Annotated in this window: 16 protein-coding genes; 8 read left to right on the top strand and 8 right to left on the bottom strand. The window is 63.8% G+C overall.

Annotated elements, in window-relative coordinates; all coding sequences use genetic code 11:
- Nucleotides 1-168 precede the first annotated feature (168 nt).
- On the top strand, nucleotides 169-3,609 hold the full coding sequence (locus P2T57_RS19725; protein WP_276302624.1) for a glycoside hydrolase family 97 N-terminal domain-containing protein: 3,441 nt from the start codon (nucleotides 169-171) through the stop codon (nucleotides 3,607-3,609).
- A 237-nt stretch (nucleotides 3,610-3,846) separates the two neighbouring features.
- Nucleotides 3,847-4,464, top strand: coding sequence for a class I SAM-dependent methyltransferase (locus P2T57_RS19730; protein WP_276302671.1), 618 nt, complete (start codon nucleotides 3,847-3,849; stop codon nucleotides 4,462-4,464).
- Nucleotides 4,465-4,483: 19 nt separating this feature from the next.
- Here P2T57_RS19730 and P2T57_RS19735 read toward each other — a convergent pair whose 3' ends face one another.
- From P2T57_RS19735 to P2T57_RS19745, 3 genes are all read right to left on the bottom strand, one after another.
- Entirely contained in the window at nucleotides 4,484-5,674 is a 1,191-nt protein-coding gene (locus P2T57_RS19735) for a coiled-coil domain-containing protein (RefSeq protein ID WP_276302625.1), read from the bottom strand.
- Nucleotides 5,667-7,424 carry a DEAD/DEAH box helicase gene (locus tag P2T57_RS19740; protein ID WP_276302626.1) on the bottom strand — a complete coding sequence of 586 codons (1,758 nt, stop codon included), beginning with the start codon at nucleotides 7,422-7,424 and terminating at the stop codon, nucleotides 5,667-5,669. Before P2T57_RS19740 ends, P2T57_RS19735 begins: the two co-directional genes overlap by 8 nt.
- A gap of 180 nt (nucleotides 7,425-7,604) precedes the next feature.
- Nucleotides 7,605-10,355 carry a DUF1156 domain-containing protein gene (locus tag P2T57_RS19745; RefSeq protein WP_276302627.1) on the bottom strand — a complete coding sequence of 917 codons (2,751 nt, stop codon included), beginning with the start codon at nucleotides 10,353-10,355 and terminating at the stop codon, nucleotides 7,605-7,607.
- A gap of 172 nt (nucleotides 10,356-10,527) precedes the next feature.
- Between P2T57_RS19745 and P2T57_RS19750 the strand changes: the two genes are divergently transcribed.
- Both P2T57_RS19750 and P2T57_RS19755 read left to right on the top strand, forming a co-directional pair.
- Nucleotides 10,528-11,763, top strand: coding sequence for an AAA family ATPase (locus P2T57_RS19750; protein ID WP_276302628.1), 1,236 nt, complete (start codon nucleotides 10,528-10,530; stop codon nucleotides 11,761-11,763).
- On the top strand, nucleotides 11,756-13,555 hold the full coding sequence (locus tag P2T57_RS19755; protein WP_276302629.1) for a 5-methylcytosine restriction system specificity protein McrC: 1,800 nt from the start codon (nucleotides 11,756-11,758) through the stop codon (nucleotides 13,553-13,555). Before P2T57_RS19750 ends, P2T57_RS19755 begins: the two co-directional genes overlap by 8 nt.
- A gap of 4 nt (nucleotides 13,556-13,559) precedes the next feature.
- Here the strand turns inward: P2T57_RS19755 and P2T57_RS19760 are convergent, their stop codons facing one another.
- The 3 genes from P2T57_RS19760 to P2T57_RS19770 are packed head-to-tail and all read right to left on the bottom strand — an operon-like array spanning nucleotide 13,560 to nucleotide 19,888.
- On the bottom strand, nucleotides 13,560-13,955 hold the full coding sequence (locus P2T57_RS19760; protein ID WP_276302630.1) for a DUF8076 family protein: 396 nt from the start codon (nucleotides 13,953-13,955) through the stop codon (nucleotides 13,560-13,562).
- 35 nt (nucleotides 13,956-13,990) lie between these two features.
- Nucleotides 13,991-16,618, bottom strand: a complete 2,628-nt coding sequence (locus tag P2T57_RS19765) for a DUF1156 domain-containing protein (RefSeq protein ID WP_276302631.1) — start codon at nucleotides 16,616-16,618, stop codon at nucleotides 13,991-13,993.
- A gap of 39 nt (nucleotides 16,619-16,657) precedes the next feature.
- Nucleotides 16,658-19,888 carry a DUF499 domain-containing protein gene (locus P2T57_RS19770; protein ID WP_276302632.1) on the bottom strand — a complete coding sequence of 1,077 codons (3,231 nt, stop codon included), beginning with the start codon at nucleotides 19,886-19,888 and terminating at the stop codon, nucleotides 16,658-16,660.
- Nucleotides 19,889-19,916: 28 nt separating this feature from the next.
- Here P2T57_RS19770 and P2T57_RS19775 point away from each other — a divergent pair, with 28 nt between their 5' ends.
- Nucleotides 19,917-20,165, top strand: coding sequence for a hypothetical protein (locus tag P2T57_RS19775; RefSeq protein ID WP_276302633.1), 249 nt, complete (start codon nucleotides 19,917-19,919; stop codon nucleotides 20,163-20,165).
- Here the strand turns inward: P2T57_RS19775 and P2T57_RS19780 are convergent.
- Nucleotides 20,114-22,783 carry a DUF1156 domain-containing protein gene (locus P2T57_RS19780; RefSeq protein ID WP_276302634.1) on the bottom strand — a complete coding sequence of 890 codons (2,670 nt, stop codon included), beginning with the start codon at nucleotides 22,781-22,783 and terminating at the stop codon, nucleotides 20,114-20,116. The genes P2T57_RS19775 and P2T57_RS19780 overlap by 52 nt on opposite strands.
- A gap of 403 nt (nucleotides 22,784-23,186) precedes the next feature.
- Here P2T57_RS19780 and P2T57_RS19785 point away from each other — a divergent pair, with 403 nt between their 5' ends.
- Nucleotides 23,187-24,098, top strand: a complete 912-nt coding sequence (locus P2T57_RS19785; protein ID WP_276302635.1) for a hypothetical protein — start codon at nucleotides 23,187-23,189, stop codon at nucleotides 24,096-24,098.
- Between the two features lie 153 nt (nucleotides 24,099-24,251).
- The gene (locus P2T57_RS19790; RefSeq protein WP_276302672.1) at nucleotides 24,252-25,262 is read left to right on the top strand and encodes an aldo/keto reductase; all 1,011 of its coding nucleotides are present in this window, start codon (nucleotides 24,252-24,254) and stop codon (nucleotides 25,260-25,262) included.
- A 30-nt stretch (nucleotides 25,263-25,292) separates the two neighbouring features.
- Here the strand turns inward: P2T57_RS19790 and P2T57_RS19795 are convergent, their stop codons facing one another.
- A complete protein-coding gene (locus P2T57_RS19795; protein WP_276302636.1) occupies nucleotides 25,293-25,721 on the bottom strand; it encodes an OsmC family protein in 429 nt (142 codons plus the stop codon).
- 62 nt (nucleotides 25,722-25,783) lie between these two features.
- Between P2T57_RS19795 and P2T57_RS19800 the strand changes: the two genes are divergently transcribed.
- Nucleotides 25,784-25,951 carry a hypothetical protein gene (locus tag P2T57_RS19800; RefSeq protein WP_276302637.1) on the top strand — a complete coding sequence of 56 codons (168 nt, stop codon included), beginning with the start codon at nucleotides 25,784-25,786 and terminating at the stop codon, nucleotides 25,949-25,951.
- The last annotated feature ends 88 nt before the right edge of the window (nucleotides 25,952-26,039 follow it).

Raw genomic sequence — 26,039 nt, forward strand, 5'->3', positions numbered from 1 at the left:
GTGAGAGATTTTCTTAATACTCCTATTATACTTGCGTAGCCTTCCAACATCGTCGTTTATCTGTTTCCAACATTCGGTATTTCTAGTTGAAACTACCGTATGTCTCGGTCTCAAACCGCACAAAATAGAAAAAATTTATTGCGATATGAATTAAGGACTAAATAGCACATGGCAGACAATGACTCACCACTGGACGACAGCACGCTCAATCGGCGGGACTTCTTCGGCGGAGTCGGGGGACTCCTCGCGGCCGCCGCCTACTCGGCCAGCGTCCCCGAATCGGTCGCTGGGCAGGTCACGTCGGGCGATAGCGCCGACGTACAGACCGTAACCTCGCCCGACGGGTCCATCGAGGTCACGCTTGACGTCTCCTCGGGCGTCCCGAACTACAGCGTCGCGTTCGGCGGGACGACGTACATCGACTCCTCGCCCATCGGATTCAACTTCGCCGGGCAGGAGACGTTCGGCACCGGGATTACCGGGTCCGGGCCGGACATCACCGTCACGGGGAGCGAGACCGGGACTGCGACCGAAACGTGGACGCCCGAGTGGGGCGACTTCGATACGGTCTCGGAGGACTACGGCTACCTCACCCTCGGACTTGAGGAGACCAGCGGTCCGGGCCGGTCGGCAAACCTCCAAGTTCGAGTGTTCAACGACGGGTTCGGGTTCCGCGTCGTGTTCGACGACGAGTTCGGCGATTTCGTCGTCAGTTCCGAGAACACCGAGTTCAACTTCAGCGGGGACTACTCGTCGTGGTGGATTAAAAACGAGTTCGTCAACCCCCGGTTCGAGCAGGAGTACAACGAGTCGAACCTCAGCGATATTCCCGCCGGGTCACGAACCATCCGGCCGAACGACAACACCGTCCGAAACGGGGCGCATACGCCGGTGACGATGCAGGCCGGAGACGGCACCTATCTCAGCGTCCACGAGTCGAACCTCGACGATTACGCAACCATGTCGCTGGCCTCCCAGTCGGACAACGGCGGCAAGGAGATGGCCGTCGAACTCGCGCCGCTTCCGAGCGGAAACAAGGTCTCGGCGACCGCACCCCACGTCACGCCGTGGCGGACCGTCCAAATCGGGACGACGCCCGGCGACCTCGTGGAGTCCCAACTCGTGCCACTGCTGGCCGACGAGCGAGACGACTCGGTACTGCCGAGCGACGGAAGCGGCGGCGTCGATACGAGTTGGATTACCGCCCGGAAGTACATCGGCATCTGGTGGACGATGATAGCCGGGAGCGCGAAGTGGGAGTACAAGACCGACGCCGAGATTTCGAACAACGGCAACAACCCGGCCGAGTACATCCACGGTGCCAGAACCGAGCGGATGAAACGCTACCTCCGGTTCGCCAGCGAACACGGCATGGACAGCGTGCTGGTCGAAGGGTGGAACAAGGGCTGGGACACCTATCCCGGCGACGGGACCGGACTGGAGATGGGCGTCGGCGACTCCTACCCCGACTTCGACGTGCCCGCAGTCACCGACTACGGCGCGAACCTCTCGAACCCGGTCGAGATGACCATCCACAACGAGACGGCCGGGAACGTCGTCAACTACGAGGACGAGATTCGGAACAACGACATCTTCGGCGGGTACGAGAGCGAGGGCATTCGCTCCATCAAGAACGGCTACGTCTCGGACCCCGGCCTCGGCTTCGAGGGCGACGGTTCGACGGCCACCCACAACCAGCACTGCCAGACCGCGGTCAACCACCACCGGCTTGCGATTCGGGAGGCCGCCAAGGACCGCCAGATGCTCGAAATCCACGAGGGAATCAAGCCGACTGGAGAGATACGGACTTACCCGAACGTGGCGGCCCGAGAAGTCGTGAAAGCCCAAGAGTACGACGGGTTCAACGAACTCAGCACGAACGTCGGCCGGGACCACCACGTCCTCCTGCCGTTCACCCGGATGCTCGCCGGACCGACCAGCTATCAGCCCGGTATCTTCGACATCACGTTCAACGACAACTCCGACAGCCAGATTCAGACCACGCGAGCGAAGCAGTTGGCGATGTACCCGACCTACCTCGGGGGCCTTCAGATGGCGGCCGACCGCATCGAGGCCTACATCGACTCGTCGCTGTCGGTCGGCGAGTTCGTCCAAGCCCAAGCCGGTGACCTCGACGGGATGATTACCGCCGACAAGTGGCGCAACTGCTACGGCGGTCACTACGTGCCCGTAGACCCCAACCGCGAACCGGACGGCGCGACGGTCTCGTTCACGGTCGAGGACGTGCCGAGCGCCGGCACTTACGACCTCCACCTGCGGTACGCCTGCGACGCCGAGGAGAACGCCCAAGCCGTCAAAAACAACGGCGGTCCCGAGGCCACGCTGGTCGTCAACGGGTCGGAACGGACGATTACGCCGTCGTACACCGACTACTGGGACTCGTGGGAGATTCACACCGTCTCGGTGAACTTGGACGCCGGCGACAACACGATTGCAATCAAACTCGGGGCGAACGACGTTGGCGGGTTCAACCTCAACACGGTCGCGGTCAGCGAATCGGGTGCCGGTTCGCCGGTGTCCGCCGCCTTCGAGAACATCGACCCGAGCAGGGAGAACTACGACACGGTGCCGGAGTTCGACTTCATCGAGAACGTGCCCGCCGACTGGGACGAGACGCGCGTCCTCGATTCGGCCATCGGCGAGTACATCGTCGTGGCCCGGCGGTCGGGCGACGAGTGGTACGTCGGCGCGATGACCGACGACACGAGTCGGGACCTCAGCGTCTCCTTGGACTTCCTGTCGTCCCAGTCCGACGGGTGGGCCGTCACGGAGTACACCGACGCGCCCGGTACCGACGTGGATAACAACCCGACCGAGGTCACTATCAACGACTTCCTCGTCTCGGCCGGCGACACCCTACAGATTTCGATGGGTGCCGGCGGCGGGACTGCGATGCGACTTCGGCCCGCCGACTCGTCGGGGACTACGGTCGCAAGCCTTAGCGACGCCGCGGGCGACGATTCGGGTCCCGGTTCGTACACCTACCCGACAGATAGCTCGTTCCAAAACGGCGCGTTCGACCTGCGGTCGTTCGAGGTGGTCGAGACAGATTCGACCTACGACTTCCGGTTCGAGGTGGCGAACCTCTACGACGCCTACGACTCGGGCAACTTCTCGCCTCACTACTTCACGGTCTGGCTCCGCGACCCGTCGCTTTCGGGCGGTTCGACCGCGGAGAACGGCGACCTGAACGTCACCGCCGAGTTCGCCGACCCGTGGCACTACCGGGTCACGGCGAGCGGCTACGACACCAGCGTCTACGATGCTAGCGGGAACGACCTGAGCGCGCCGACGCTCGTGGTGAACCTTTCGGCGAACACGGCCACCGTTTCGGTCGATAAGAGCGTCCTGAGCGACGTGACCATCGCCGAGAGCGAAGTCGTGCCGGTCGTCGGGTCCGAGAACTACGGCGCATTCCGGAACGTCGGGGCCGACACGACCCAGTGGCAGTTCGGCGGTGCCAAGAACGGTGCCGAGGGCAACGCGCCCCGAATCATCGACCTCGTGACGCCCGAGGGCGTGAGTCAGTCCGACGCGCTGGCTTACGACGGGACGACGCTCGCGCAGTTGCCGTTCACGCCGCTGTAGGCGAGCGATTCCCGCCGCGCTCGGGCGGTCGGTCGGCGTCGCACCGAGCGCGTCGGACTCTCGCAAGCGCCTTCGAGACACCTAAATATTTCTTTACACCTTACTCTCCTGTCTTTCGAGAATCTTTACAATTGTTCTACCACCACCCGACGCGGCGTCCTCGCGCCCGCGGAGAACGACTCCGCGAACCCTTTACTCTCCGACCGCGTGGCTCCTCGTATGGAACCACCCGAGGACGTGCAACCGGAGGACAACCACGAGTACTGGGCCAATCGCTCCGACGAGTTCTCGCCGGGCTACTACGCCGAAATCGGCCAGAACGAGGTGACCGAAACCCTCTCTGCGGTCTTCGACCACTACGTGAACACCGACGCCGAAATCCTCGAAGTCGGTTGTAGCTCCGGTCGTCACCTCGCACACCTGCTGGACCGCGGGTACAAGAACCTGACCGGCATCGACATCAACGACGACTCTTTCGACGTGATGGAAGACCACTACCCCCGACTCGCCGAGACCGGAACCTTCCACACCGGCGCAATCGAGGACCTCGTGCCAGAGTTCGCGGACGGCGAGTTCGACGTGATTTACTCCGTCGAGACGCTTCAGCACGTCCACCCCGACAACAAGTGGGTGTTCGAGGAGTTAGCCCGCGTCTCCGCCGACCTGCTGATTACCGCCGAGAACGAGGGCAACAGTCCTCAGCGAGGCCGGGAAGGGTGCGAGGTAAGCATCGTCCACGACGATTTCCCGCTGTACCACCGCAACTGGAAGGACGAGTTCGCCGACCTGAACGCGGCCCAACTGCTCTGCGAACCCGGCAAGCGCGACACGGTGCGGGTGTTTCGGGTTCTCTGACCCCACTGCGGATTCGCTGTCACCGACAGGTCCGACACCCGAGACCGGTGGCGGTCACCCGAATCGGGTTCCGTGCGGTGAGTCGCTCTCCACAGCAGTCACACCGCACGTCGTCGGTCACTCCTGCACCGACCGCGTAGGGAGCGCGGAGGGTTTCGGACCGGCCGTCGTCGCGCACCGTCAGGTCGATTTCGCCACGCTCGTAGGTGACGACGGTTCCCGCGACGAGTTCGGTCGCTATCTCGACAGCGTGTCGGTCGTAGATTTCCCGGCGTTTCTCGGCGTACCCGCGCTCTCTCTCCCGGCGGGCCTCGTCGAGTGCTGTCTGCACGTCCTCCTTTTCGGCCTTGAGTTCTTGGCGTTCTTCGAGGACCGCCACCCGACGCTCGTCGGAGCGGACCCCCTCGGCCTCGGTCGCCACGTCCCGGAGGCGGTCGGCCAGCGAGCGCACTTCGTCTCGGAGTTCCTCGATGCGCTGTTCCCGGAGTCGGCGATACTCCTCGAACTCGGATTCGGCGGCGCGAGACGCCGACCGGCGGATGTCGTCTATCTCGTCCCGGACCGCTTCGAGTGCGGTTCGTTGCGCGGTGTCGGCGGCGTCGGCCAGTTTCTCGGTCGAAATCGGCGCGTCGTCGGTCTCGGTCGCTGTCGCCGCCCCGCGAGGAGGCCCCGATTGCAGTCCGTAGAACTCCTCGACCAGTAACTCCGCGACCCCCGGAAGCGGGTCCTCGGATTCGACGTCGAGCGCCACCGCCTCCAGCAACTGGGTCTGGTACTCGCTGACGGTCTCCACGTCGATTCGGACGAGCGCCCAGAGGCCCGTCCGGTCGTAGTACGGACTGAACGTCGCGTCCGCCACGTCGGCGCTACTCTCGGCGACCCACGAGGGGTACCGATAGTCGCCGTCGAGGAGGTCCTTCGTCAGGGCGACTCGACCCGCGGGAGCCATCTCGGCGGCCTCGGCGAGGAGTCGGCGGGCGAACTCGCTCTGTGGGGTCAGCGCCCGTTCCGACTCGTCGCTGGCCGGTCGGTCGGGGCCGACCGCGACCTCGAACTCCCGTTCGTCGGCGAAATCCACATCGACGTGCGCGGGCAAGTTCACCCGCCACCGGGCGTCCGATTCGCGGACCGACGCCCCGAGGCCCGTCAGGTACTCTCGGGCGAACGCCTCCAGCGCGGACTGGGTGACGGGATGGGCCGCGTCAGTCATCGCCCACCCCGAGGTCGAAACTCTCGAAGACGCCGGTGTTGAACCGCTCTACCTTCCGGGAGAGTTCGTGCTGTTCGCCGAGGTCTATCGCCATCTCCTCGAAGTCGTTTTCGAGTTCGACCTCGGAGTCGGCGGCGGTGAGACGCTCGAAAATCTGGTCTTCGAAGCTCGTGCCGGAGTCTTCGAGGCGCGTGAGGACGGTACTCAGTTCGCCGACCGTCTGCTGGAACAGGTCGATTTTGTGGTAGAGTTTGTCGAGGACGTACTCCTCGATGGTGTCTCTCAGTGCCATGTTGAAGACGTACACCTCGCGGTTCTGGCCGATTCGGTGGATGCGGCCGATTCGCTGTTCGACCGTCATCGGGTTCCACGGCAGGTCGTAGTTCACCATGACGTTGCAGAACTGGAGGTTGCGCCCCTCGTTCATCGCGTCGGTGGAGACGAGGACGCCGCCGTCGTCGCGGAAGGCCTCGATTATCTCCTCTTTCTCCTGACTCGAATGGCCGCCGTGGAAGGCGTGGGTCTCGTAGCCTCGTTCCGCCAGCGTTTCGACCACTCGGCGTTGGGTCGGCCGGAACTGGGTGAACACGATGACCCGACCCATCTCGACGTGTTCGCGGGCCTCCGCCACGATGTCGAGGAGTCGTCGTCGCTTCGTGACCGTCTCGATGTCGTCTATCCGGTCGAGAATCGCGTCCAACTTCTCGCGGTGGGCGGGGTCGGTCCGGTCGTCGAGTTGTTTGCGGACGGTGCCCTCCAGCGCGGCGGGGCTACTGACGACTTCCTTCTGGAGGAGCATCAAAACGAGTTTCTGCCCACTGCCGTCGTCGTAGGCGCTCCGAACGTAGTCCGAAACCGACTCGTAGAGGCCCAGCTCGGCGTCGGTGGGTTCGAAGCGTCGGGTGTCGATAACCCGGTCGGTGAAGTCGATGTCGGTGTCGTCGCGGCGGTTCCGAATCATCACCTGATTCAGTCGGTGCTGGAGTTCCTCGCGGTTGACCAGCGTCTCTTGGCCGTCGTCCACGAAGTAGCGGTGGAAGGTCTCCCGACTGCCGAACAGGCCGGGGCGCAACAGCGAGACGACGTTGTAGAGGTCCGTGAGTTCGTTCTGAATTGGAGTCGCGGTGAGGAAGAAGGCGTAGTCGTAGGTGAGACCATCGACCAGCGCGTACCGGTCGGTGTCCTCGTTTTTGACGTAGTGGGCCTCGTCCATCACCAGCACGTCCCAGTCCCGGCCGAGGACGGCGGCGCGGTGGCGGTCGCTCTTGGCGGTGTCGATACTGGCGATAACCCGGTCGTGGGCGTCGAACCCCTCGAACTCGCTGTCGTAGTTCGAGACGAACGGCAGGCCGAACTTCTCGCGGAGTTCGCCCTGCCACTGCTTGGCGAGTTGGGCGGGGGTCAAAATTAGCACCGAGTCGTCGGTCCGGCGGTAGTGCATCTCCTTGAGAATCATGCCGACTTCGATGGTCTTGCCCAGTCCTACCTCGTCGGCGAGGAGCGCCCGGCCGTCCATCTCGAACAGCGCGCGGTGGGCGGCGTCCACCTGATGTTCGAGGAGTTTGACCTCCTCGTCGTCCACGCTGGCGAGCGACCGGAGTTCGGCGTCGGGTTGGCCCGCGAGGAGGCGGTTGGCGACGACGGACTGGCGGTGGAAGGACAAGTCCGGCGTCCCGGCGTCGGCGTCCGCCACCACCGGGTCGGGGTCGTGGTGCGTGACCTCGACGGAAACGAGGTCTGGGTCGTCCATAGTAGCAGGCAATCGCCTACCTGTCAAATAGGTTGTGCAGTACGGTGGCGACGTATTAAGGATGGGAAAATATGTGTTTAGAAAACGTATTTATTGCTCAAATAAATGGTGAGTGATTTTTCGCGGGGAGTCGCTTCGACTGTCCAGCGTCCCGTCCGGCGCGGCGTCCGCCCGGCGGAGTTACTCGTCGCCGAAGGCCGCCAGCGACTCGTCCGCGCCGAGCATCTTGAGGTACGTCGCGTCGTCGGTGGCCTCGGCCAGTCCCTCGCAGAGTTCCTGCAACTCGTCGGTGTCCCACCGGTCGAGGTACTCGGCGGTGGACTTGCCGTGTTCGTAGCGGTACCGCAGGAAGTGCGCCCGGTCGAGGACCGTCGCGTCCCCGTCACCGGCCTCGATTGTGGCTTGGACGTAGGCCTGTCGCTGTTCGTCGCGCCAGTCGTAGAGTTCGAAGTCCTCGCCCTCGTCCTCCTTGCGGAACAGGTTCATCGTCTTCATCTGGGCTTCGGAGGCGTCGGACTGCCGGAGGAGTTTGTTCACGTCGTCGTAGGTCGGCGACCCCTCTCGGCGGAGGTCCAGATAGACGCCCGCCTCGCCGAGGGCGTCGTCTTGGAGGATGCCGTAAATCTCCTCGACGGCCTCCTTGGCGGTGAGTATCTCCCCGGAGCGCCGGACCTCGCCGTGGTGTTTGGAGTACTCGGCGAAGCAGGCCCCCATCTCGATGACGCCCATGTCGCCGCGCTTGAGGTCCTCGCGCTCGGCCAGCGCGCTCTGGAGGCCGTCGAGGCGGTTGATGATGTCGATTTTGAGCCGTCGCCAGCTAATCGGGGTTCGGTCGTCGGTTGGGCGGGCGACGATAACGATGTCGAACGACACCGAGTCGCCGCCGATGAACTTGTGGAGGTCGGAGTTGATGGGGTAGGTCGCGGTCACCTCGAAACCGGTCTCGCACAGCGACTGGAGGAGTTCGCCCCACGACTCCTCGTCGCTGTGGTGGTAGGTGAACGCCAGCACGCCGTCGTCTGTCAGCGCGCGGTTGATGACCTCCAAGGCTTGGCCCATCTCGTGTTCGAAGTCGTCGGCGGTCTTGTCGAGGTAGGGGTTGGTCACTATCGACTCCGTGCGGGGCGTGTGGTCCCGGTCGAATCCCGGATACACGTCTTCGAGGAGAATCTTCTGCCAGACGTAGAGGAAGTCCGCGACTTCCGAGTAGATGATGTTGTCGTAGTAGGGCGGGTCGGTAATCACCGCGTCGAACTCGTCTTCGGCCGTGAGGTTGCGCATGTCGCCCTGCCGGACCTCGGAGTTCAGCCCAATCGGTTGGGCGAAGGCCTTGGTTTCGATGGTCTCGCCGTCCTCGACGTAGCGGTCCGTGGGACTGTTCGCGTACTCGATGCCGGATTTTATCTTGTCGAACGTCTTCCGGAAGGTTATCATCCCGTACTTCGTCCCCCAGAGATTGTTCTCGGCAGGCGCAGTCGCCGGGTCGAAGGAGTTGTTTCGCCAGAGGTCGGAGATATGTCCGTTACTCGGTTGATACCCCGCTATCATCGAGTTCGTCCGGAGACATTCGGTGGCGGCCAGCAGAAGATAATCCTGCAAATTCCGGTCTTTCACACCCTCTATAGCCTGTAGCAGTTGTGCAAAACACAATAACTGTCGCTCGTTGAATAGCTCTTTCCACTCCTCGAACCCGTGCTGGAACACGTCGTTGCCGCTCACTTCTGAGGCCGCGGTAATCGCGCCCTCCGGAATCTCCTCGTCGGGCACGTACTCGTGGAGGTCGGTCCGGGTCCGCCACGTCCGCTTGGCCTCCTCGAACAGTCGCTTGTCCGCGGTTTCGGCCCGCTTGTACCCCTTGCAGGCGCTGTTGTCCCGGCCCTGCCGGTCGCACTCCTCGCAGTAGTACTCGACGGCGTAGAGGCGCATGTCCGGTTCGCCTTGGTCGGCGATGGCGTCGGTGATGGACTCCTTCTGGCCGCACTCCGGGCAGTTGTAGTACCCGCCGCGACTCACGTTGCCCTCCTCGGGCACCCACTCGTGACTGCACTCGTCGCACTCGCTGGCCTCGCGCCAGTCCTCGACCAGCGTGACCGCGCCGCAGTCCGGACAGAGGCAGTTGTACTTGTCGTCGTTCTCGTAGCGCCCTTCAGCGACTCGATAGTCCTTGAACAGCGGGACGGTGTGCCCGCAGGAGACACAATCGAGTTCCTTCACCCAGAAGTTGTACATCACGTCCGCGTCGTGCGCGCCGCCATTGCCGCCGTCGTGCCCGGCGTATCTCCGCTGGTCGTCCGCCGGGTCCTCGTCGGAACTCGCGTCGGGACTGGCGTTCGGGCACGGCGTCTCGTAGTACTGGGTAATCTCGTCGGCCACGTCGTCGCGGACTCGCTCGAAGGCGCGTTCCAACTCCTCGACGCTGGTCTGGCCCGCTTCGAGTTCCTTCTTCGTGACGAACCACGCCACCGGATTCAAGTCCACGCCCACGGTGTCCGCGCCGAAGCGCGAGGCTTCGACCAGCGAGGTGCCACCGCCCATGAACGGGTCCAGCACCTTCTTGTCGCTCACCCGCACGTCCTTCGGATAGAACTCCCACAGCGACTCGGGGTCCTCCATATCGACCTCCGAAATCTTCTCCGCGAGGTCCTCCCTGCTACTCCCGGTACTGCCGAGCGTCTGGTTCTGGCCCGGTTCGTACACCTCGAAGTCCCCTGCGTCCATCCCGTCGTTCAACAGCGCGTACAGCGAGATAGCTCGAAACAGGCATCCGGGTCGGCGCGCCCACCACTTGTGCATCGTGTAGATGGGCCGGTACCACTGCTTTGCGCGACTCTCCTTCTCGGCGATTTCGTTCACTCGCTCGATTGGAAACCCGCGCTCGATGGGTAGCACCGTCCGGTCCTCGGACTCCTCGTCCGACTGTTCCTGCGACATCGTAACTGTGTAGGCCAAAACGACTGGTGCGTATAAAGCTACGCGAATCGACCCACCGGGGTCCCGCGCCCGATTCGGGCCGGACGAGGACCTACGCCCGCGAGGGTCCTCGGTCGCTCCTCGGTCGGGCATACACGTCAATTTATAATACCCCCGTGACACCCAACAGGTAATGAGTAGCGGGAAGCCGAGGTTCAAGAACTACGACCGCGAGGAGGCCGAGGAGTACAGCGGGTTCATCCTCAGCGCGGTGGGGACCGCCGAGGAGTTCATCTCGAAGACCGACGACCCGAGCGCGCTGGAGTTTCTGGTGGAGGAGAAGAACATCGACGCCGACGTGCCCGGAAGCGGCGCGAAGTTGCGAGACGAGATTCTCAAGTCGTCGGTCGCACCCCTCGAAGTCAAACAGACCGTCGCCCAGCGAAACCAGAATCTGGGCGACCCGCTCGTCCCCGAGACTGTCGAGAAGAACGCCCGGACCGCAATCGAGGTGGGCAAGCCTATCGTCCTCTACGGCCCGACCGGAACCGGCAAGACGTATTTCGCCAAGCAACTCGCGCTCGAAACCTGTATCGACTACTCCATCCACACCGCGACCCCGACGTGGACGCCCGCCGACATCACCGGGAGTATCCAACCGCGGACAGACGACGGCGAGATAGAGTATCACCGGAAGGCGGGGTGTATCTCGCAGGGCATCCAGAAGGCCAACAAGTATCAGAACAACTGGGCGGTTATCGTGGACGAAATTACTCGCGCGGACATCTCGCAGGTGTTCGGCCCGCTGTACACCGCTATCGAAGACGAGGAGCAGGTCATCTTTCACGGGGACGACGGCGACGAACCGTTGACCCTCGGCGACGACGTGAAGATTATCTGTACGATGAACATGTCCGACCGGACGGTGAACGAACTCGACGACGCCATCACTCGCCGGTTTGCGATGATAGAACTGGCCCGGTACGGCGACGACGAGCGCGCGGCGCTGTTCGACCAGTGGCTTGGAAACCTCGGGTCGGAGGTGGACATCGACCGCGACGAACTCCGGACGCTCTTCGAGCGGCATCACCGAGGAGTCAACGAGGGGACGACCACGAGTAGCGAGGGCGCTATCATCGAGTTCGGGCCGATGCACTACGAGGACGTGACGAAGTTCCTCGGCCACGCCTGCAAGAGCGACGGTCCCTACGCCGGCGACGAGGCGACTGCGGTCGGACAGGCGTTCGCCACGTTCGTCGCGCCGCGCCTGCTGAACACCGCCGCACTGCCCCAGATAAACCGGTTGGCGAGTCACTACGAGACGCTGGACGACCAGTTCGAGGCCTTCGACCTTCGCCCGGCGGTGGACCTCGCAACCCGACAGGCCGAGGCCGAGGAGCGCGAGATGGGCATCAGCGCGTATGAGTGAGACGCCCCACTACGACTACGGGACCTCGCTGTGTTCGGTTCGGGAGAATCAGAAGCTAGTCGTCGAGGACTGCGACCCCGAGACGGTCGGCGACGAACTCCGGGCCGCGAACTTCGTCCGCGACGGGAGCAAGTTCGTCAAGCGACGGCCTCGGTTGCGGACCGCGGGCGACGGGAACGGCGATTCGAAGGGGCTACAGGTACTTTCGGCCCGCGTCGTGGACGATACCCTCCACGTCGAACCCGCCGATGTCGCGGGCATCGTGCGATTGGTTCCGGGCATGAGCGTCCAAGTCGAACCCAAGGTCGGGTGGGAACACGTCGTCCGGATGTTGCTCACGGTCTACGACATCGACAGAACTCAGTCGTACTACGGCGTCCCTCTCAAGGAGTTGACCTCCGGCGGCGTCGAGTCCGCCCGCATCATCGCAATTCTGGCGATAAACTACGTCCACGGCGTCCGGACGATTCGACGCGAGGGGTTCGTCCGGAACCACCACATTCGGCGTCGGAACGGGTTCGAGGGACTCGGGTCGGTCGATGTCGAGCGAACCTTGCTGAACCACGCTTCGGGCGACCCCACCCCGACGTGGATAGCGACCACCGTCGAGTACGCCAACCCGGTCAACGCCGCCATCCACATGGCCGGGAAGCTACTCCTCAGACTCCTCCAACAGGACCGCGACGACCGAGAGCATCCCCGGCGAGACGCCCTCCTCTCGCTGGTCCATCAGGAAGTAGAACACATGGAGGCGCTGGGAATCGAGAGTAGCCAGAAGCGCCTCGGGGAGTATCGCCGGGTGTCGCTCCGCGACCTGCCGCGACAGCGCCACTACTACCGGCGCGCGTTCCACACCGCCCAGTCGGTCCTCTCCTCGACGCTTCTGGGGCAGGCCGGCGGCGGGACCGAGGAGTTGCTCGTGGACTACGCGCTGGGCATGAACGCGCTGTTCGAGGACTACTCCCATCGGGTCCTCGCCCAGACGCTAGACGACGTGCGCGAACTCGACCACCTGCAACAGCTTTCGGCGGTTGAGTGCGAGCGCGAGCCATCTCTCGACCCCTTCGGGAAAGACACTAAGGCCCGCCACGAACCCGACCATCTGCTCCGCGACGACGCCGAGGTCCTCGCGGTGCTGGACTCGAAGTACTACCGGGACGGCAAGAACCCGGCGATGGAGTCGGGGTCTCGGTCCCGGATGTTCTCGTATGCCTACCTGACTGGCACCGACCGGATGGCGTTTCTCTGCCCGAACGCTCCGCCCGAGCGTCTGCTGGTTCCGGACACCGACGGGGAGGTTCGAGTCGTCTCGCCGGACGACGAGTTCACCTGTGACGACTACGAGCAACTGCTTCGGGAGTACGTCTCGGAGACGCTCGCCGTCGAGTATCCGGAACTGCGGGTGTTCGAGGCCGTGGCCGACGACCACCTCTGTCTCAGCGGGGCTTCCGAGCGGGACCTCACCAGAGTTCACGACGCGAACGGACCGTTCAGTATCAGTAATCCGACCACGTTTGCGGACCGCGTTATCGCCGCCATCACGTTCTCGGCTTACGCACCGAACAAGTCGGCGTTGGAAGACCAAGGTCGGTGGACGAAATCCCGGATTCGGCAAGCGTGTACGAAGACCGACGACGACGGTCATCCGAGGTATCCCCGCCACGAGACGACCTGCGTCCCCGTCTACGACCCCTCGGGGGACGACGACCACGGAGAGATTCGGCTCTACTTCCTCCGGGCGAGCGACGATGGGACCACCGTGACCGAGGAGGGACCGTGGTCGCTCATGTAATCGGCTACACGCGGAAGGGCGCGACAAGCCATCCCGACTCCCGTCGCTTCATCTGCCGGCCGAATATCGGCGCGAGGGAGTGAAACTCCCCGTCTATCTTCACGTCGAAGGAGTCGCCGGCACCCTGCACGTCGCCCTCGACGACGAACTGAATCGCCGGTAGCGGCCGCCTGCTGTTGAGATAGTCCATCTCCCGGCGCATCGCCGAGACCAACTCGTCGCGGAGACTGTCGTCGTCCGTGAGAACTCCCTCGATTCCGACGACGCAGAGTTCGTCGGGGAGGTCCCTGTCGTGGAGTTTCGTGAGGAACTCGCCGATGGGAACCCGGTGGTCGGCGCACTCCCGGTCGTCACTGACGACGATGTTGTACATCCCGGCGACTGCATCGGTGTCGGTCATCTCGCTCCCAACGTCTCGCGGGACCGTAAAATACGTTAGCCTCTGAACAGGCGACGGTACTCGTCGTCGCCGGTAACCGAGGCGAGTTCGGTCGCCACGTCTAGCAGTTCTCCCGTGGTCGCTATCTCGCGGGTTTCGGCTATCGTTTCGGTGTCGGGGTCGGCGTCGTATCGCAGAAGTTGCACGGTTTCGAGCGCCGACAACTCGCCGAGGTCCTTCCCGCGGAGATAGGCGAGTCGCTCGTCGTCGTTCCACCGCGTCAGTCTGAAGCCGTCTGTCGCGTCGAAAAGCGCCCGGTCGCGGAGGTCGTCGGGGTCCACTTCGGTCCCCCGACACAGGCGCTTCACGTCGGCGAGCGTCGGGTCGTCCATCGACAGCAGACTGCGGTAGATTTCGTCGGCCGAGACCTCTCCTGAAACGATGTCGAAGATTTCGCCGACCACGTCGTCGGTACTCATGACCTCGCCCTCGCGGTGGACCTTCGCGTGGTGTTTCGAGTACTCCCGGAAACACCGGCCGAGTTGGACGATACCCACGTCACCCTCCGAGAGCGTCTGGCCCTCGCGGACCTCCTCGGCGGTCCTGCCGGCGACTCTGTGAATCCGCCTCCGGAGGGCCGACCAGCTAATCGGTTCGCTCGTCTCGGCGGGTCTGGCGACGACGACGACGCTGAAGTTGAGTTCGTCGCCCATCACGAAGTCGGTGACGTTCGCCGAAATCGGGTAGGTCGCGGTCACGTCGAAGTCCTCGTCACAGAGCGTCTCGAGGAGCGCGCCCCACGACTCCTTCCCACCGTGTCGGTAGGTGAACACGAGGACGCCCTCGTCTGCCAGCACGTCTCGAATCCGCGAGAACGACTCGGCGAGTTCGGCCTCGAAGGTGTCGTCGTCTTTGCCGACGGCCGGGTTGGCGACGATGCTGTCGTCCCGAGGAGTCGTCTCGGGGGCGAAACAGTCGTACTCGTCGGCCAACAGCAACCGTTGCCAGACGTAGAAGAAGTCCGCGACTTCGGAGTAGACGACGTTGCCGTAGTAGGGCGGGTCGGTGACCACGGCGTCGTACGTCGCGTCCAAATCCACGTCTCGAACGTCGCCCTGATGGAGCGTGTACTCCCCGCCGACGCTCGTCTCGAAGGGGTCGGTCTCTTTGGGGACGCCGTCCTCGATGTACCGCTCGGTCGGCGCGCGAGCGAATTCGACCGCATCGACGATTTTGTCCCACGTGTTCCGGAATGTTCCCCGGCCCGCCCTCGTGCCCCAGACGTTGTTCTCGACGTATTCGACCCGCGGGTTGTAGGAGTTCTGCCCGAATATCTCCTCTATCTTCCGACCGTTGGGGTTGTAGCGGGAGAAGTTGGTCTGGTACATCAGCGAGTCGCTGAACGCGAGCAGGAGGTACTCTCTGGCCGCCCGATTCTCCACGTCGTCGATGGCCGACAGAAGCGTCGAGAGGCAGTAGAGTTGGCGGTCGTTGAACATGTCGCGCCACGTCTCGTACCCGTGGCGAAACACGTCGTTGCCGCTTATCGAGGACGCCGCGGTAATCGCGCCCTCCGGAATCTCGCCCCGTGGCGCGTACTCGCCGAGTTCGTCGTCGGACCGCCACGCCTCGCTGGCGCGCTCGAATCGGGCGCGGTCGTCGTCGGTGGCGGCCTTGTATCCCTTGAACGCGGCGCGCTCTCTGCCCTCGTCGTCGCACTCGGTGCAGTAGTACTCGACCGCGTAGAGTCGTTCGGCGTAGGATTGCCCGTCGGCGATGGCGTCCACGATGGGGTATTTCAGGCCGCACGACGGACACCCGTAGTTGCCGCCTCGCGTCACCGGTCCGTTCGCCGGCACGTACTCGTGCTCGCACTCCGAGCAGGTCGTTTCGGTGCGGTAGTCGTCGGTCCGGAAGACCGACTCGCACTCCGGGCAGAAGACGTTGTACTCGTCGTCGTGGTCGTATCGACCGTTTGCGACCCGGTAATCTTTGAACAGGGGAATCGTCTCCCCGCAGGAGGTACAATCTAGCTCGCGGACCCAGAAGGCGTACACGATGTCCGCGATGTGGTTGGAGTCGAGGGGACAGTCGGTCTCGTAGCGAGACCGGAGTTCGTCGGCGACGGCGGTTCGGACCTCCTCGAACGCCTGTCGGAGCGTCTCGGGTTCGACCTCGTGGGCCTCCAGTTCCTGCTTGGTGACGAACCACGCGACCGGGTTGAGGTCCACGCCGGTGACCGACGCGCCGAATCGAACGGCCTCCATGAGACTGGTTCCGCCGCCCGCGAAGGGGTCGAGGACCGACTTCCCATCGACGCGCACGTCCTTCCGATAGAGTTCCCAGAGGGCGTCGGGGTCACGCAAACTGACCGAATCGAGCATCCGAGCCACGTCCTCGGTCGTGTCGTCCTCGGATTCACCGTCGCCGAAATCGGCGAGGCTCGCGTCGTCGGGGCCGGGGTCCCGAACGTCGACTGTATCGGGCGCATCCACGAGCGAGTAGAGCGAGATTGCTCTGAAGACGCTCCCGAGTCGGCGCGCCCACCACTTGTGCATCGTGGACAAAGGTCGGTAGTGAAGCTTCGCTCGCCCCTCGCGGTCGGCGATGTCGTTTACCTGTTCTATCGGGAAACCGCGCTCGATTGGGAGCAGGTCCCGAGGGTCGGAGTCTCGGTCAGGCATGGGTGGGGTTGGCCGCTTCTTCGTATTCGAGTGTTCGCATCATTCGAACTGGATGGTCACGTCGATTCCGGTGGCCGACTCGGGGACGTTCTCCAGCAGGTCCGCGACGACTTCGTGGGACTGACCCAGTTCGAGTTGGAGGACGGTCTGGGCTTGCTGGAACTGGGCGGCCTCCTGTAGCGGACCGGGTGCCGCGCCGTTCCCGTCTGTGTTGAACGACAGCGACCCGTAGGCGACCGACCCGGATTCGTGGGACGCCTGCCACTCGGCCCGCATCTCCGAGGGACTATCGCCCTCGTACTCGAACGTCCACCCCTCCTCGGGCGGGATTCGGAAGCCAGCGCCGGGGAACCAGTCGCCGGGGTCGTCGGAACCGGTCGCGCCGACGACGTACTGGGGGTCGTCGTCGCCGAGGTGAGCGAGCAGGAAGTGTTCGACCGCAGACTCCGATTGGTCGGGCGCACACTCCCGGTGAATCGACTGGACTTGGAAGGTGGTCTCGCGTTCGAGGCCAGCAACGTGGTCCAGAATCCGGTCGCCCACGTCGTCGGGGACCATCGGCGCGACGACGACATCCGTCGGGTCCCGGTCGCCGAGGGTATTCACGTAGTTGCCGCCAGACTTGACTCGGTAGCCATCCGAGAGCAACGAACTCACGGCGGTCCGGAAGCCAGCGTCGGTGTCGCTGTGAGGGAGATAGACGCCGGTATCGTTTCGAATCGTGGTGAGGACCTGATTGGTGTCGGCCTCACCGGCAGACCGTATCGTCTCCTCGATTCGGTCGTGGACTGTCTTCGAATCGATAGTCTCGGCGTCCGAAACGTCCCGGAGCGTCGCGTCCGGGCGCACCTTGTCGAGGATTTCGTTCCCGCTCACCAGCACGTAGTGGTCGTCGTTCGTCAACCGCCCGGCGGCCATCTTGACCGCATCCTCGGGGTCCGTGTCTATCCGCACGTCGGTCCGCTGTCTGATGTCGAGTTCGAAGGTCCCGAGGTCCACCTCGCCGGTCCCCTCACTGAACCGACTCCGGAGTTCCGACTCGACCTCCTCGGTCGACCACGTTTCGACGTCGCGTTCGAGGACCAGTGTGGTGTCCCGACTCAGGCCCCGGAGTTCGTCCTCGAACCCCTTCCCGTCGTGGGCCAGAACCGGTTCGTCCGACAGTCCGTCCTCGACCGCATCGACCACCGCGCGGGCGTTTCCGGGGATGGGGTAGGCCGGTTCCATCAGGAACTGCTCGTAGATGTCGTCTATGGTCGTCTCCGAGCGAGTTTCGAGTCGGTCACGAACGAGGTCCCAGACGTGTCGCTGGAGGTCGAAGGGGTCGGCCTCGACGGCGGCCGCGACGTTGCCGGCGTCCAGTTTCGGTTCCGCAGGGACGAAGTTCTCCAGCGACATCTTGGCCGCGCGGTCGAACTCGTCGAGGAGGTCGTTCCCGTCGAGTATCGCGCCGTAGGCGCTGTCCAAGCGCTCTCCGAGGTCGTCGGTGTACTCGTCGTACAGGTCGTCTATCTTGTCCCGAATCTCGTCGGACAGATTCTCGTCGCCGCGGCGAATCTCCGCGCCGATGACCTCCTTGGCCTTCCCGAGGAACTTCTCCCGTTGGTCGGACTGGGAAATCGTCTTGTCGTTTTTCGGTTGGACGAACACGAGCGTGTTGCGCCACTGGCGACCGGCGGGTTGGTTCTTGATGACCTCGGCGACGCTGTTCTCGTCCCACGGTCCGTTCTTGACGACCGTCTCGATGTTCTGGTTGTCGGGGACGCTTTCGAGTTCGCCCGTGACGTTGAACCCGACTGCGTGGGACCCCGCGCCGAACAGGTCTTCGACGGCCTCGCCGATGAGTTCCAGCGCGTCGTCGTCGTCCACGTCGCGGGCGGCGTTCTTCACGAGCGAGCGCGGATTCTCGTCCTCGCGGATGACGTATCGGTCCTCGGTGCGCCAGAGGTGATACACCTCGCCCTGCAGGCGTTCGAGGTCCACGATGATGTCGTTGATTCGGTCGCCGACGTGGTAGGTGCCCAGAACGATGTCGGAGGTGGTCGCGCCCTCGGCGAGACCGGGGGTGAGCGAGTAGACGAGGACCGTGCTGAGGATGGGCCGACCGTAGTCGATGTCGGCGTCGGCGAGTCGCTCCACGATGTCATCGAAACACCGGTCGGGCCGGGAGTGTTCGACGTTGATGCGCGTGAGTTCGTCGTTGTACTCGACCGCATCGACTTCGCCGTGAGTCACGAGGTCGGTTTCCTGATAGGTATCGACCAGTACCTTCGCAAACAGATAGAGCATGCCGCGGGTCGCGCCCGACTCGGTTTCCGCGAAGTAGCGCGTCTTCAGCGAGTCGATGAGAACCGGGTGGAAGGGGTAGGTGTCGTACATCTCCTCGCGGAGGCCGTCGGGGAGGTCCACGTAGTCGGTGTCGGCGTAGGCGTCGATGTACTGGTCCACCAGCGAGCGCATCGCCGAGCGGTCGTCGATGGAGTCCACGAGGCGGTGGCGAAGCACGTCCCGAATGGCCACCTGATTCGACATGTTGACCTGCACGCGGCCCGGTTCCCGTGAGAGGATGTCGTGAACGTCCGACCCCTCGCGGAGGACCGAGACGAACGCGAACAGTTCGGTGTCGGGCCGAGAAGTGGTCTCGAACAGCGCCTGTAGGAACCCCCGGTTGGCGTCCTTGCGCCGACCGCTCAGCGACCCGAACCAGTCTTCGAGTTCGTCGGCGAAGAACGCGACGGTCCGGTCGCCGACGGCCTCCTGAATCACGTCGATGGTGGGATAGCCGCCCTCCTCGTCGTATCGCTCCTCGTCGGGTTCGTAGTCGAGGGCCTCGAACAGCGGTTCCCAGAGGTACTCGTACTGGGATTTCTGGAGCGAGACGACGACCGGGAGCGCGTCGTCCGACAGCGCGTCGGCGAGGCCCTCGATGCGACCGTCGGCCCACGACCCCACGACCTCGGGCGACTGGAAGCAGTGATAGAGCGCCACCATCTGGTGGGACTTCCCGGTACCGTAGGGACCGTACATCTCGTGGAGGCGATTGTTGTCCTCGCCCCGGAGGGTGTCGCGCAGTCGCTTCAGGGAGTCTTCGAGGCCGCCGGTCAGCAGGGTGCGGTCGAAGAACCGCTCGGCGTCGGATTCCAGCGTGTCCGAGTCGCTATCGACATCGTAGAGACGAATCTGCCCCTTGATGAGGCTGTCACCCTCGGTGAGTTCGGGGCTGAGGGTCAGCACGTCGTCGATAGCGTCGAGAGGTGCGTGGGTACTCATGTGCTTCGACACGAGGTCCGAACTCCTTATGAAGGTGTGGAAACGCGACGGCGACCCGGCGCTCGCCCCCGAGAGCGCCCGCCGACCGGCGACTCAGACGCTCCTCGCTGGCGAGGAGTCACCCCGAGGACGCCCCGCACGTCGGCACCCCGGCGCGGTCGGTCACGAGGCCGAGGCCCGACGCGAGGGACCGACGCCGGTCGGGCGACCCGCCTGCAAGCAGACTTACTCGGTGAACTCCGCGAGGGTCGCGTCGAGGCCGAGCATCTTGAGGTAGGTCCCGTCGCCGGTGGCGTCGGCCAGTCCCTCGCAGAGTTCCTGCAACTCGTCGGTGGACCACCGGTCGAGGTACTCGGCGGTGGACTTGTCGTGTTCGTAGCGGTACCGCAGGAAGTGCGTCCGGTCGAGGTCGGTCACGTCGCCGTTCCCGTCCTCGACTTTGGACTGGACGTAGGCCTGTCGCTGTTCGTCGCGCCAGTCGCCGAGGACGAACTCGTCGCCATCGACGCGGAACAGGCGCTTCTCGCGCAGTTCCTCCTCCGAGGAGTCGCTCCGGCGCAGGAGTTTGTTCAGGTTGTTGTAGGTCGGGTCGGCCTCCCGGAGGAGGTCCAGATACACATCGTCCTCGCCCAGCGCGTCGTCTTGGAGGATACCGTAAATCTCCTCGACGGCCTCCTTGGCGGTCATGATGTCGCCTGACCGGCGGACCTCGCCGTGGTGCTTGGAGTACTCGGCGAAACACGCCCCCATCTCGATGACGCCCATGTCGCCGCGCTTGAGGTCCTCGCGCTCCTCCAGCGCGTCCTGCAAGTCGTCGAGTTCGTTCCGGATGTCGATTCGAAGCCGACGCCAACTGATGGGCGTGCGGTCGTCGGTGGGTCTGGCGACGATAACGATGTCGAACGAGACGGCCTCGCCCCCGATGAACTTGTTCAAGTCGGAGTTGATTGGGTAGGTCGCGGTCACTTCGAAGCCGGTCTCGCACAGCGATTGGAGGAGTTCACCCCACGATTCTTCGTCGCTGTGATGGTAGGTGAACGCCAGCACGCCGTCGTCTTTCAGCGCGTCGTTGACCACCGAGAGGGCTTCGCCCATCTCGTGTTCGAAGTCGTCGGTGGTCTTGTCGAGGTAGGGGTTCGTGACGATGGATTCGGCCCGCGGGGTCTTCTCGCGGTCGAAACCGGGGTACTCGTCTTCGAGGAGAATCTTCTGCCAGACGTAGAAGTAGTCGGCCACCTCCGAGTAGATGATGTTGTCGTAGTAGGGCGGGTCGGTAATCACCGCGTCGTACTCGTCCTCGGCGGAGATGTTCCGCATGTCGTCTTGGTAGACCTCCGAATCGAGACCGATGGGTTGGGCGAACTCGTCGGTTTCGATGGTCTCGCCGTCCTCGATGTAACGGTCAGTCGGGGCGTTGGCGTACTCAACCGCACTTTTCACCATATCGTAGATGGATTCGAATGTACCACGACCAAACGTTGCCCCCCAAACGTTACCCTCACACGGGGTTTGTGGTGGGTCAAACGAATTAGTCTTAAATAGATGTTGTATTTTGTTATAGCTCTGGTCGTATCCAGTAAACTCGTTATTAGTGCAGAGCGTGTTGCTGAACGCAACTAACAGCAGTTCACGGAGGTTATCTGACGAAATGTCATTGATAGAACGAAGAAGTTTGGCTAAACTGAGTAACTGACGTTGGTTGAATAGGTCCGTCCACTCCTCGTACCCGTGGTCGAACACCGGATTCCGCTCCGAGGTCATGTGACCCGGCGGGATTTCCTCGTCGGGCACGTACTCGTGGAGGTCGGTCCGCGTCTGCCACTCGCGTCTGGCCTCCTCGAATAGTCGTTTGTCGGCGGCCTCGGCCTGCTTGTACCCCTTGTGGGCGCTCTTGTCCAGACCCTGTTGGTCGCACTCCTCGCAGTAGTATTCCACCGCGTAGAGTCGCAGGTCGTACCCGCCCTGCTCCTGAATCCCGTCCGTGATGGACTCCTTCTGCCCGCACTCGGGACAGTTGTAGTACCCGCCGCGACTCACGTTGCCCTCCTCGGGCACCCACTCGTGGCCGCAGTCGTCGCACTCGCTGTCGTCCTGCCAATCATCGACCAGCGTGACCGCGCCGCAGTCCGGACACAGGCAGTTGTACTTGTCGTCGTTGTCGTACCGACCCTTCGCCACGCGGTAGTCCTTGAACAGCGGCACCGTGTGCCCGCAGGAGACGCAATCGAGTTCCTTCACCCAGAAGTTGTACATCACGTCCGCGTCGTGGTCCTCGCGGGCCTCGTGGTCGCCGTTGGGACAGGGCGTCCGGTAGTACTGGGTTATCTCGTCCGCCACGTCGTCTCTGACCTGCTCGAAGGCGCGTTCTAACTCCTCGACGCTGGTCTGGCCCGCTTCGAGTTCCTTCTTCGTGACGAACCACGCGACGGGGTTGAGGTCCACGCCGACCGTCTCCGCGCCGAAGCGCGAGGACTCGACCAGCGAGGTGCCACCGCCCATGAAGGGGTCGAGGACTTTCTTGTCCGCGACGCGAACGTCCTTGGGGTAGAACTCCCACAGCGACTCGGGGTCCTCCATATCGACTTCCGAAATCTTCTCTGCGAGGTCCTCGCGGGTCCGCCCGGCGCTCCCGAGGGTCTGGTTCCGACCGGGTTCGTACACCTCGAAGTCCTCGGGGTCCATGTCGTCGTCCAGCAGTGCGTAGAGGGCAATCGCGCGGAACAGACACCCCGGTCGGCGCGCCCACCACTTGTGCATCGTGTAGATGGGTCGATACCACTGCTTGGCGCGGCCCTCCTTCTCGGCGATTTCGTTCACCCGCTCGATGGGAAACCCGCGCTCGATGGGGAGTTCCGTTCGCCCCTCCTCGTCGTCGGACTGGTCCTGCTTCGACATGGGTCGGACGTACCCGTCCCTTCCTGTAGAGAGTATTTAAAGGGTGCGCACCGCCGCCGGGCCGTCGCTCCACCGTGCGCGAGTCTCCGCCGTTCGGCGGAGCGGTTCGACGGGGCGGTTCGGCGAAGCGGGTCGAAGGGTGCAGTTCGACGGGTGGTGTCCCGACTGCTCCTCGGGCCGAAGAACAATCTCTACATTTCCTAAAGAATTGTATAGTTATGCGAACCGCGTCCGGGCGGTGACGGGGATTTCGGGTGCGTCGTCGTGACCGCACTCGCCGGTCTCCTTCGTGGTCGGACTCGTTGCTCGATTATTGCTCAATATGAGTTGTCCCGCTCGCGAGGCCCCGGTCCGACCGACGAACCGAAACCGTATCCACGCCCGTCGTGGCTACGAGTAACCGATGGACCTCCCGCTCGACCCGACCACGACCGACGCATCACCGCAAGCACTCGTCCGAGGCCTCGATTCGAGGTCCGCCCGCCGCCGCGTGCTTCAGTCGGCCGACATCGACATCGACACTGCCGCCCGCGGGTTCGCCGCGGTCCTCGACGAACTCTCTCGAATCGAACTCCGGCGCGCCGCCTCGCAACTCCGCTTCGCGGGCGCTCGGACGGTCTACTACTACCGAATCGACGGATTGCACCGCGTCTCGCCCGACGGCGCGACCGGTCGGGCCGGGGACGCCGACTCGGCGGGCGTGTACGGTTCCGAGGTCCGGACCGTCGTGAGCGACCACGGTCGAATCTTCGTCGTCTGCGCCGTCCCCGAGACTGGGACCCAGACCCAACTCGCCATCTCGGACGACGAGAGGCCGACGACCGTCGCCGTCTTCGAACCGACGACCCAACTTCTCGCCGTGCGCGCACCCGACGGCGACACCGCCGATGCGACCGTTAGAGCCGTGTCGGATTACTTCGAACTCGACGGCGGGACCCGCGTTTCGTTCCTCGACGGCGGATTCCGCGGCCGGTTCGAGGACGCCTGCGTCGAGGGCTACTCGACGCTCCGACTCCGGAACACCGACCGAGGAGACGACACGAGAGCAATCGAGGTCCGGTCGGAGGAGTCCGACGACCACGCCGACGTTCTCAGCGACGCCATCGTCAGGGACCTGCTCCGACGCCGTGACGCCGAACTCGACGCTGTGACGGGCCTCGTCTCGGTCCCGACCGACGTTCGGGCCGACGAGGACGACGGCCCCCTGCGCCCCCGAGTGACGATTGGCTTCCCCGAGGGGCGCGTGACCTTCGAGCAGTTCGTCCCCGAGAGCGTTCTCCTCGCGGTTGACGACGCGGTTCGCCGAGCGCTCTGAGAGGTCCTCGGCGAGGAGGCGCTCTCGACACCCCCGGCGCTCGGACCGTCGCGGATTCGGGGCGGGGAACCGACTCTACCGCCGTGCGGACACCGTACCTCCCTGCCGGTTGCTGAACCCTTTTCCGACCGTCGTTCGTACCCCCGACCGATGATGACCGACTCGGAAGCACTCGACCTCGATTTCGTACAACTCGGCGGGACCGGCATCCAGACCAGCGAACTCCAGTTTGGCACGTGGCGCTTCGGCAAGGAGACCGAGGAGGGTAACGTCGAAATAGACGAGGACCGCGCCTACGAACTCTTGGACGCCTACGCCGACGCTGGCGGGCGATACATCGACACCGCCGACGTGTACGGCAGAGGAAAAGCCGAGGAGTGGATAGGAAACTGGCTCGCAGACCGCCAGCGCGAGCGGTTCACCGTCGCGTCCAAAATCTACTGGCAGATTCGGGACGGCGACCCCAACAGTCGAGGTACCAACCGCAAGAACATCCGCCACCGAGTTGACGAGATTCTGGACCGCCTCGACACCGACTACATCGACGTGCTGTACATCCACCGGTGGGACGACCAGACCGACGCCCGCGAGATGATGAAGACGCTGAACGGTCTCGTGGAGGCCGGGAAGGTCCACTATCTGGGGGCCTCGACGCTCCGCCCGAATGCGTGGAAAGTGGCGAAGGCCAACCAGATAGCCAAGTCGGAAGGGTGGGAACCGTTCACGGTCCTCCAGCCGCGGTACAACCTCGTGGACCGCGAAATCGAAGGAGACTACTTGGAGATGGCCCGTCAAGAGAATCTGGCCGTCTGTCCGTGGAGTCCCCTTGGACAGGGCTTCCTGACCGGGAAGTACTCCCGCGACGAGGGCCTGACCGGCGAGTCGCGCGCTGTCGAATCGAGTCGCTTCGAGGAGTCGTACCTGACCGAGGAGAACTTCGACCTGCACGACGAACTCGACGCGGTGGCCGACGAAGTGGACGCGACCCCGGCCCAGACCGCGCTGGCGTGGCTTTCCCACCGCGACGGCGTGACCGCGCCCATCGTCGGCGCTCGCACTATCGAGCAGTTGGACGAAAATCTCTCCGCCGCCGCAATCGACCTCTCGGACGAGCAGGTCGAGCGCCTCACCGAGGCCAAGGGCGGCCCCTACGCCGGCCTCTGAGGTCGGCGACGGCGGTGCTTGCGGGCGAAATCAGCTCTCTAAGGTCGCGTCGAGCGTGATTTCCGGCCCGGCCAGCGCCTTCGACACCGGGCAGTTGTCCTTGGCGCGCTGGGCGAGTTCGTCAAAGGTGTCGTCGTCGATGTCCGGAACCGAGGCGTCGAGCGTCAGGTCGATGCGGGGAATCTCGAACCCGCCGCCGTCGGCCCTGTCGAGATGCACGTCTGCCGAGGTGTGGAGGCGCTCGGGTTCGTAGCCCTCGTCTTCGAGGAAGGCCGTCAGTTGCATCGAGAAACACCCCGAGTGGGCCGCCCCGATTAGCTCCTCGGGGTTGGTTCCCTGTTCGTCCTCGAACCGCGTCGGAAACCGAAAGGTCCCCTCGATTTGGCCGCTCTCGGTCTCGAAGTCGCCGCTTCCGTCCTTTCCGCCTTCCCACGTGGTTTCGGCCTGTCTGGTAGGCATCGTCGGGGCTACGACGAACTCGCTTAAGGAAATACCGGCAGGTGAACGACAGATTTGACGGAATGTTCTACGTTCTCTCCGAGGGTCCGACAATCGTCATCATGTCGTGGCACACGGCCCGGTTGGAGGACCGCTGGGAGCAGGTCGCGCCCGCCGATGGCGGCGTCCCGAGAACACGAACGTCCGTTCCCGCCAGTCGCCGCGGGCGACCGAGCGTCGGCCTCGCATGAACTCACGCCAGCAAGCGACACAATCAAAGCAGTTTCTGCGGCGCTCTAGAACCCGGTCGATATCGATGTGGTGCAGGACGCATGGCCG

Origin of the sequence: Halorussus lipolyticus (assembly GCF_029338375.1) — an archaeon.
GTDB lineage: Archaea > Halobacteriota > Halobacteria > Halobacteriales > Haladaptataceae > Halorussus > Halorussus lipolyticus.

Coding starts and splice junctions, on each gene's coding strand:
- P2T57_RS19755 (WP_276302629.1), top strand. CDS start 11,756: ATGAGTGAGACGCCCCACTACGACTACGGGACCTCGCTGTGTTCGGTT.
- P2T57_RS19780 (WP_276302634.1), bottom strand. CDS start 22,783: ATGTCGAAGCAGGACCAGTCCGACGACGAGGAGGGGCGAACGGAACTC.
- P2T57_RS19785 (WP_276302635.1), top strand. CDS start 23,187: ATGGACCTCCCGCTCGACCCGACCACGACCGACGCATCACCGCAAGCA.
- P2T57_RS19775 (WP_276302633.1), top strand. CDS start 19,917: ATGAAGGTGTGGAAACGCGACGGCGACCCGGCGCTCGCCCCCGAGAGC.
- P2T57_RS19740 (WP_276302626.1), bottom strand. CDS start 7,424: ATGGACGACCCAGACCTCGTTTCCGTCGAGGTCACGCACCACGACCCC.
- P2T57_RS19765 (WP_276302631.1), bottom strand. CDS start 16,618: ATGCCTGACCGAGACTCCGACCCTCGGGACCTGCTCCCAATCGAGCGC.
- P2T57_RS19800 (WP_276302637.1), top strand. CDS start 25,784: ATGTTCTACGTTCTCTCCGAGGGTCCGACAATCGTCATCATGTCGTGG.
- P2T57_RS19790 (WP_276302672.1), top strand. CDS start 24,252: ATGACCGACTCGGAAGCACTCGACCTCGATTTCGTACAACTCGGCGGG.
- P2T57_RS19760 (WP_276302630.1), bottom strand. CDS start 13,955: ATGACCGACACCGATGCAGTCGCCGGGATGTACAACATCGTCGTCAGT.
- P2T57_RS19795 (WP_276302636.1), bottom strand. CDS start 25,721: ATGCCTACCAGACAGGCCGAAACCACGTGGGAAGGCGGAAAGGACGGA.
- P2T57_RS19770 (WP_276302632.1), bottom strand. CDS start 19,888: ATGAGTACCCACGCACCTCTCGACGCTATCGACGACGTGCTGACCCTC.
- P2T57_RS19750 (WP_276302628.1), top strand. CDS start 10,528: ATGAGTAGCGGGAAGCCGAGGTTCAAGAACTACGACCGCGAGGAGGCC.
- P2T57_RS19735 (WP_276302625.1), bottom strand. CDS start 5,674: ATGACTGACGCGGCCCATCCCGTCACCCAGTCCGCGCTGGAGGCGTTC.
- P2T57_RS19725 (WP_276302624.1), top strand. CDS start 169: ATGGCAGACAATGACTCACCACTGGACGACAGCACGCTCAATCGGCGG.
- P2T57_RS19745 (WP_276302627.1), bottom strand. CDS start 10,355: ATGTCGCAGGAACAGTCGGACGAGGAGTCCGAGGACCGGACGGTGCTA.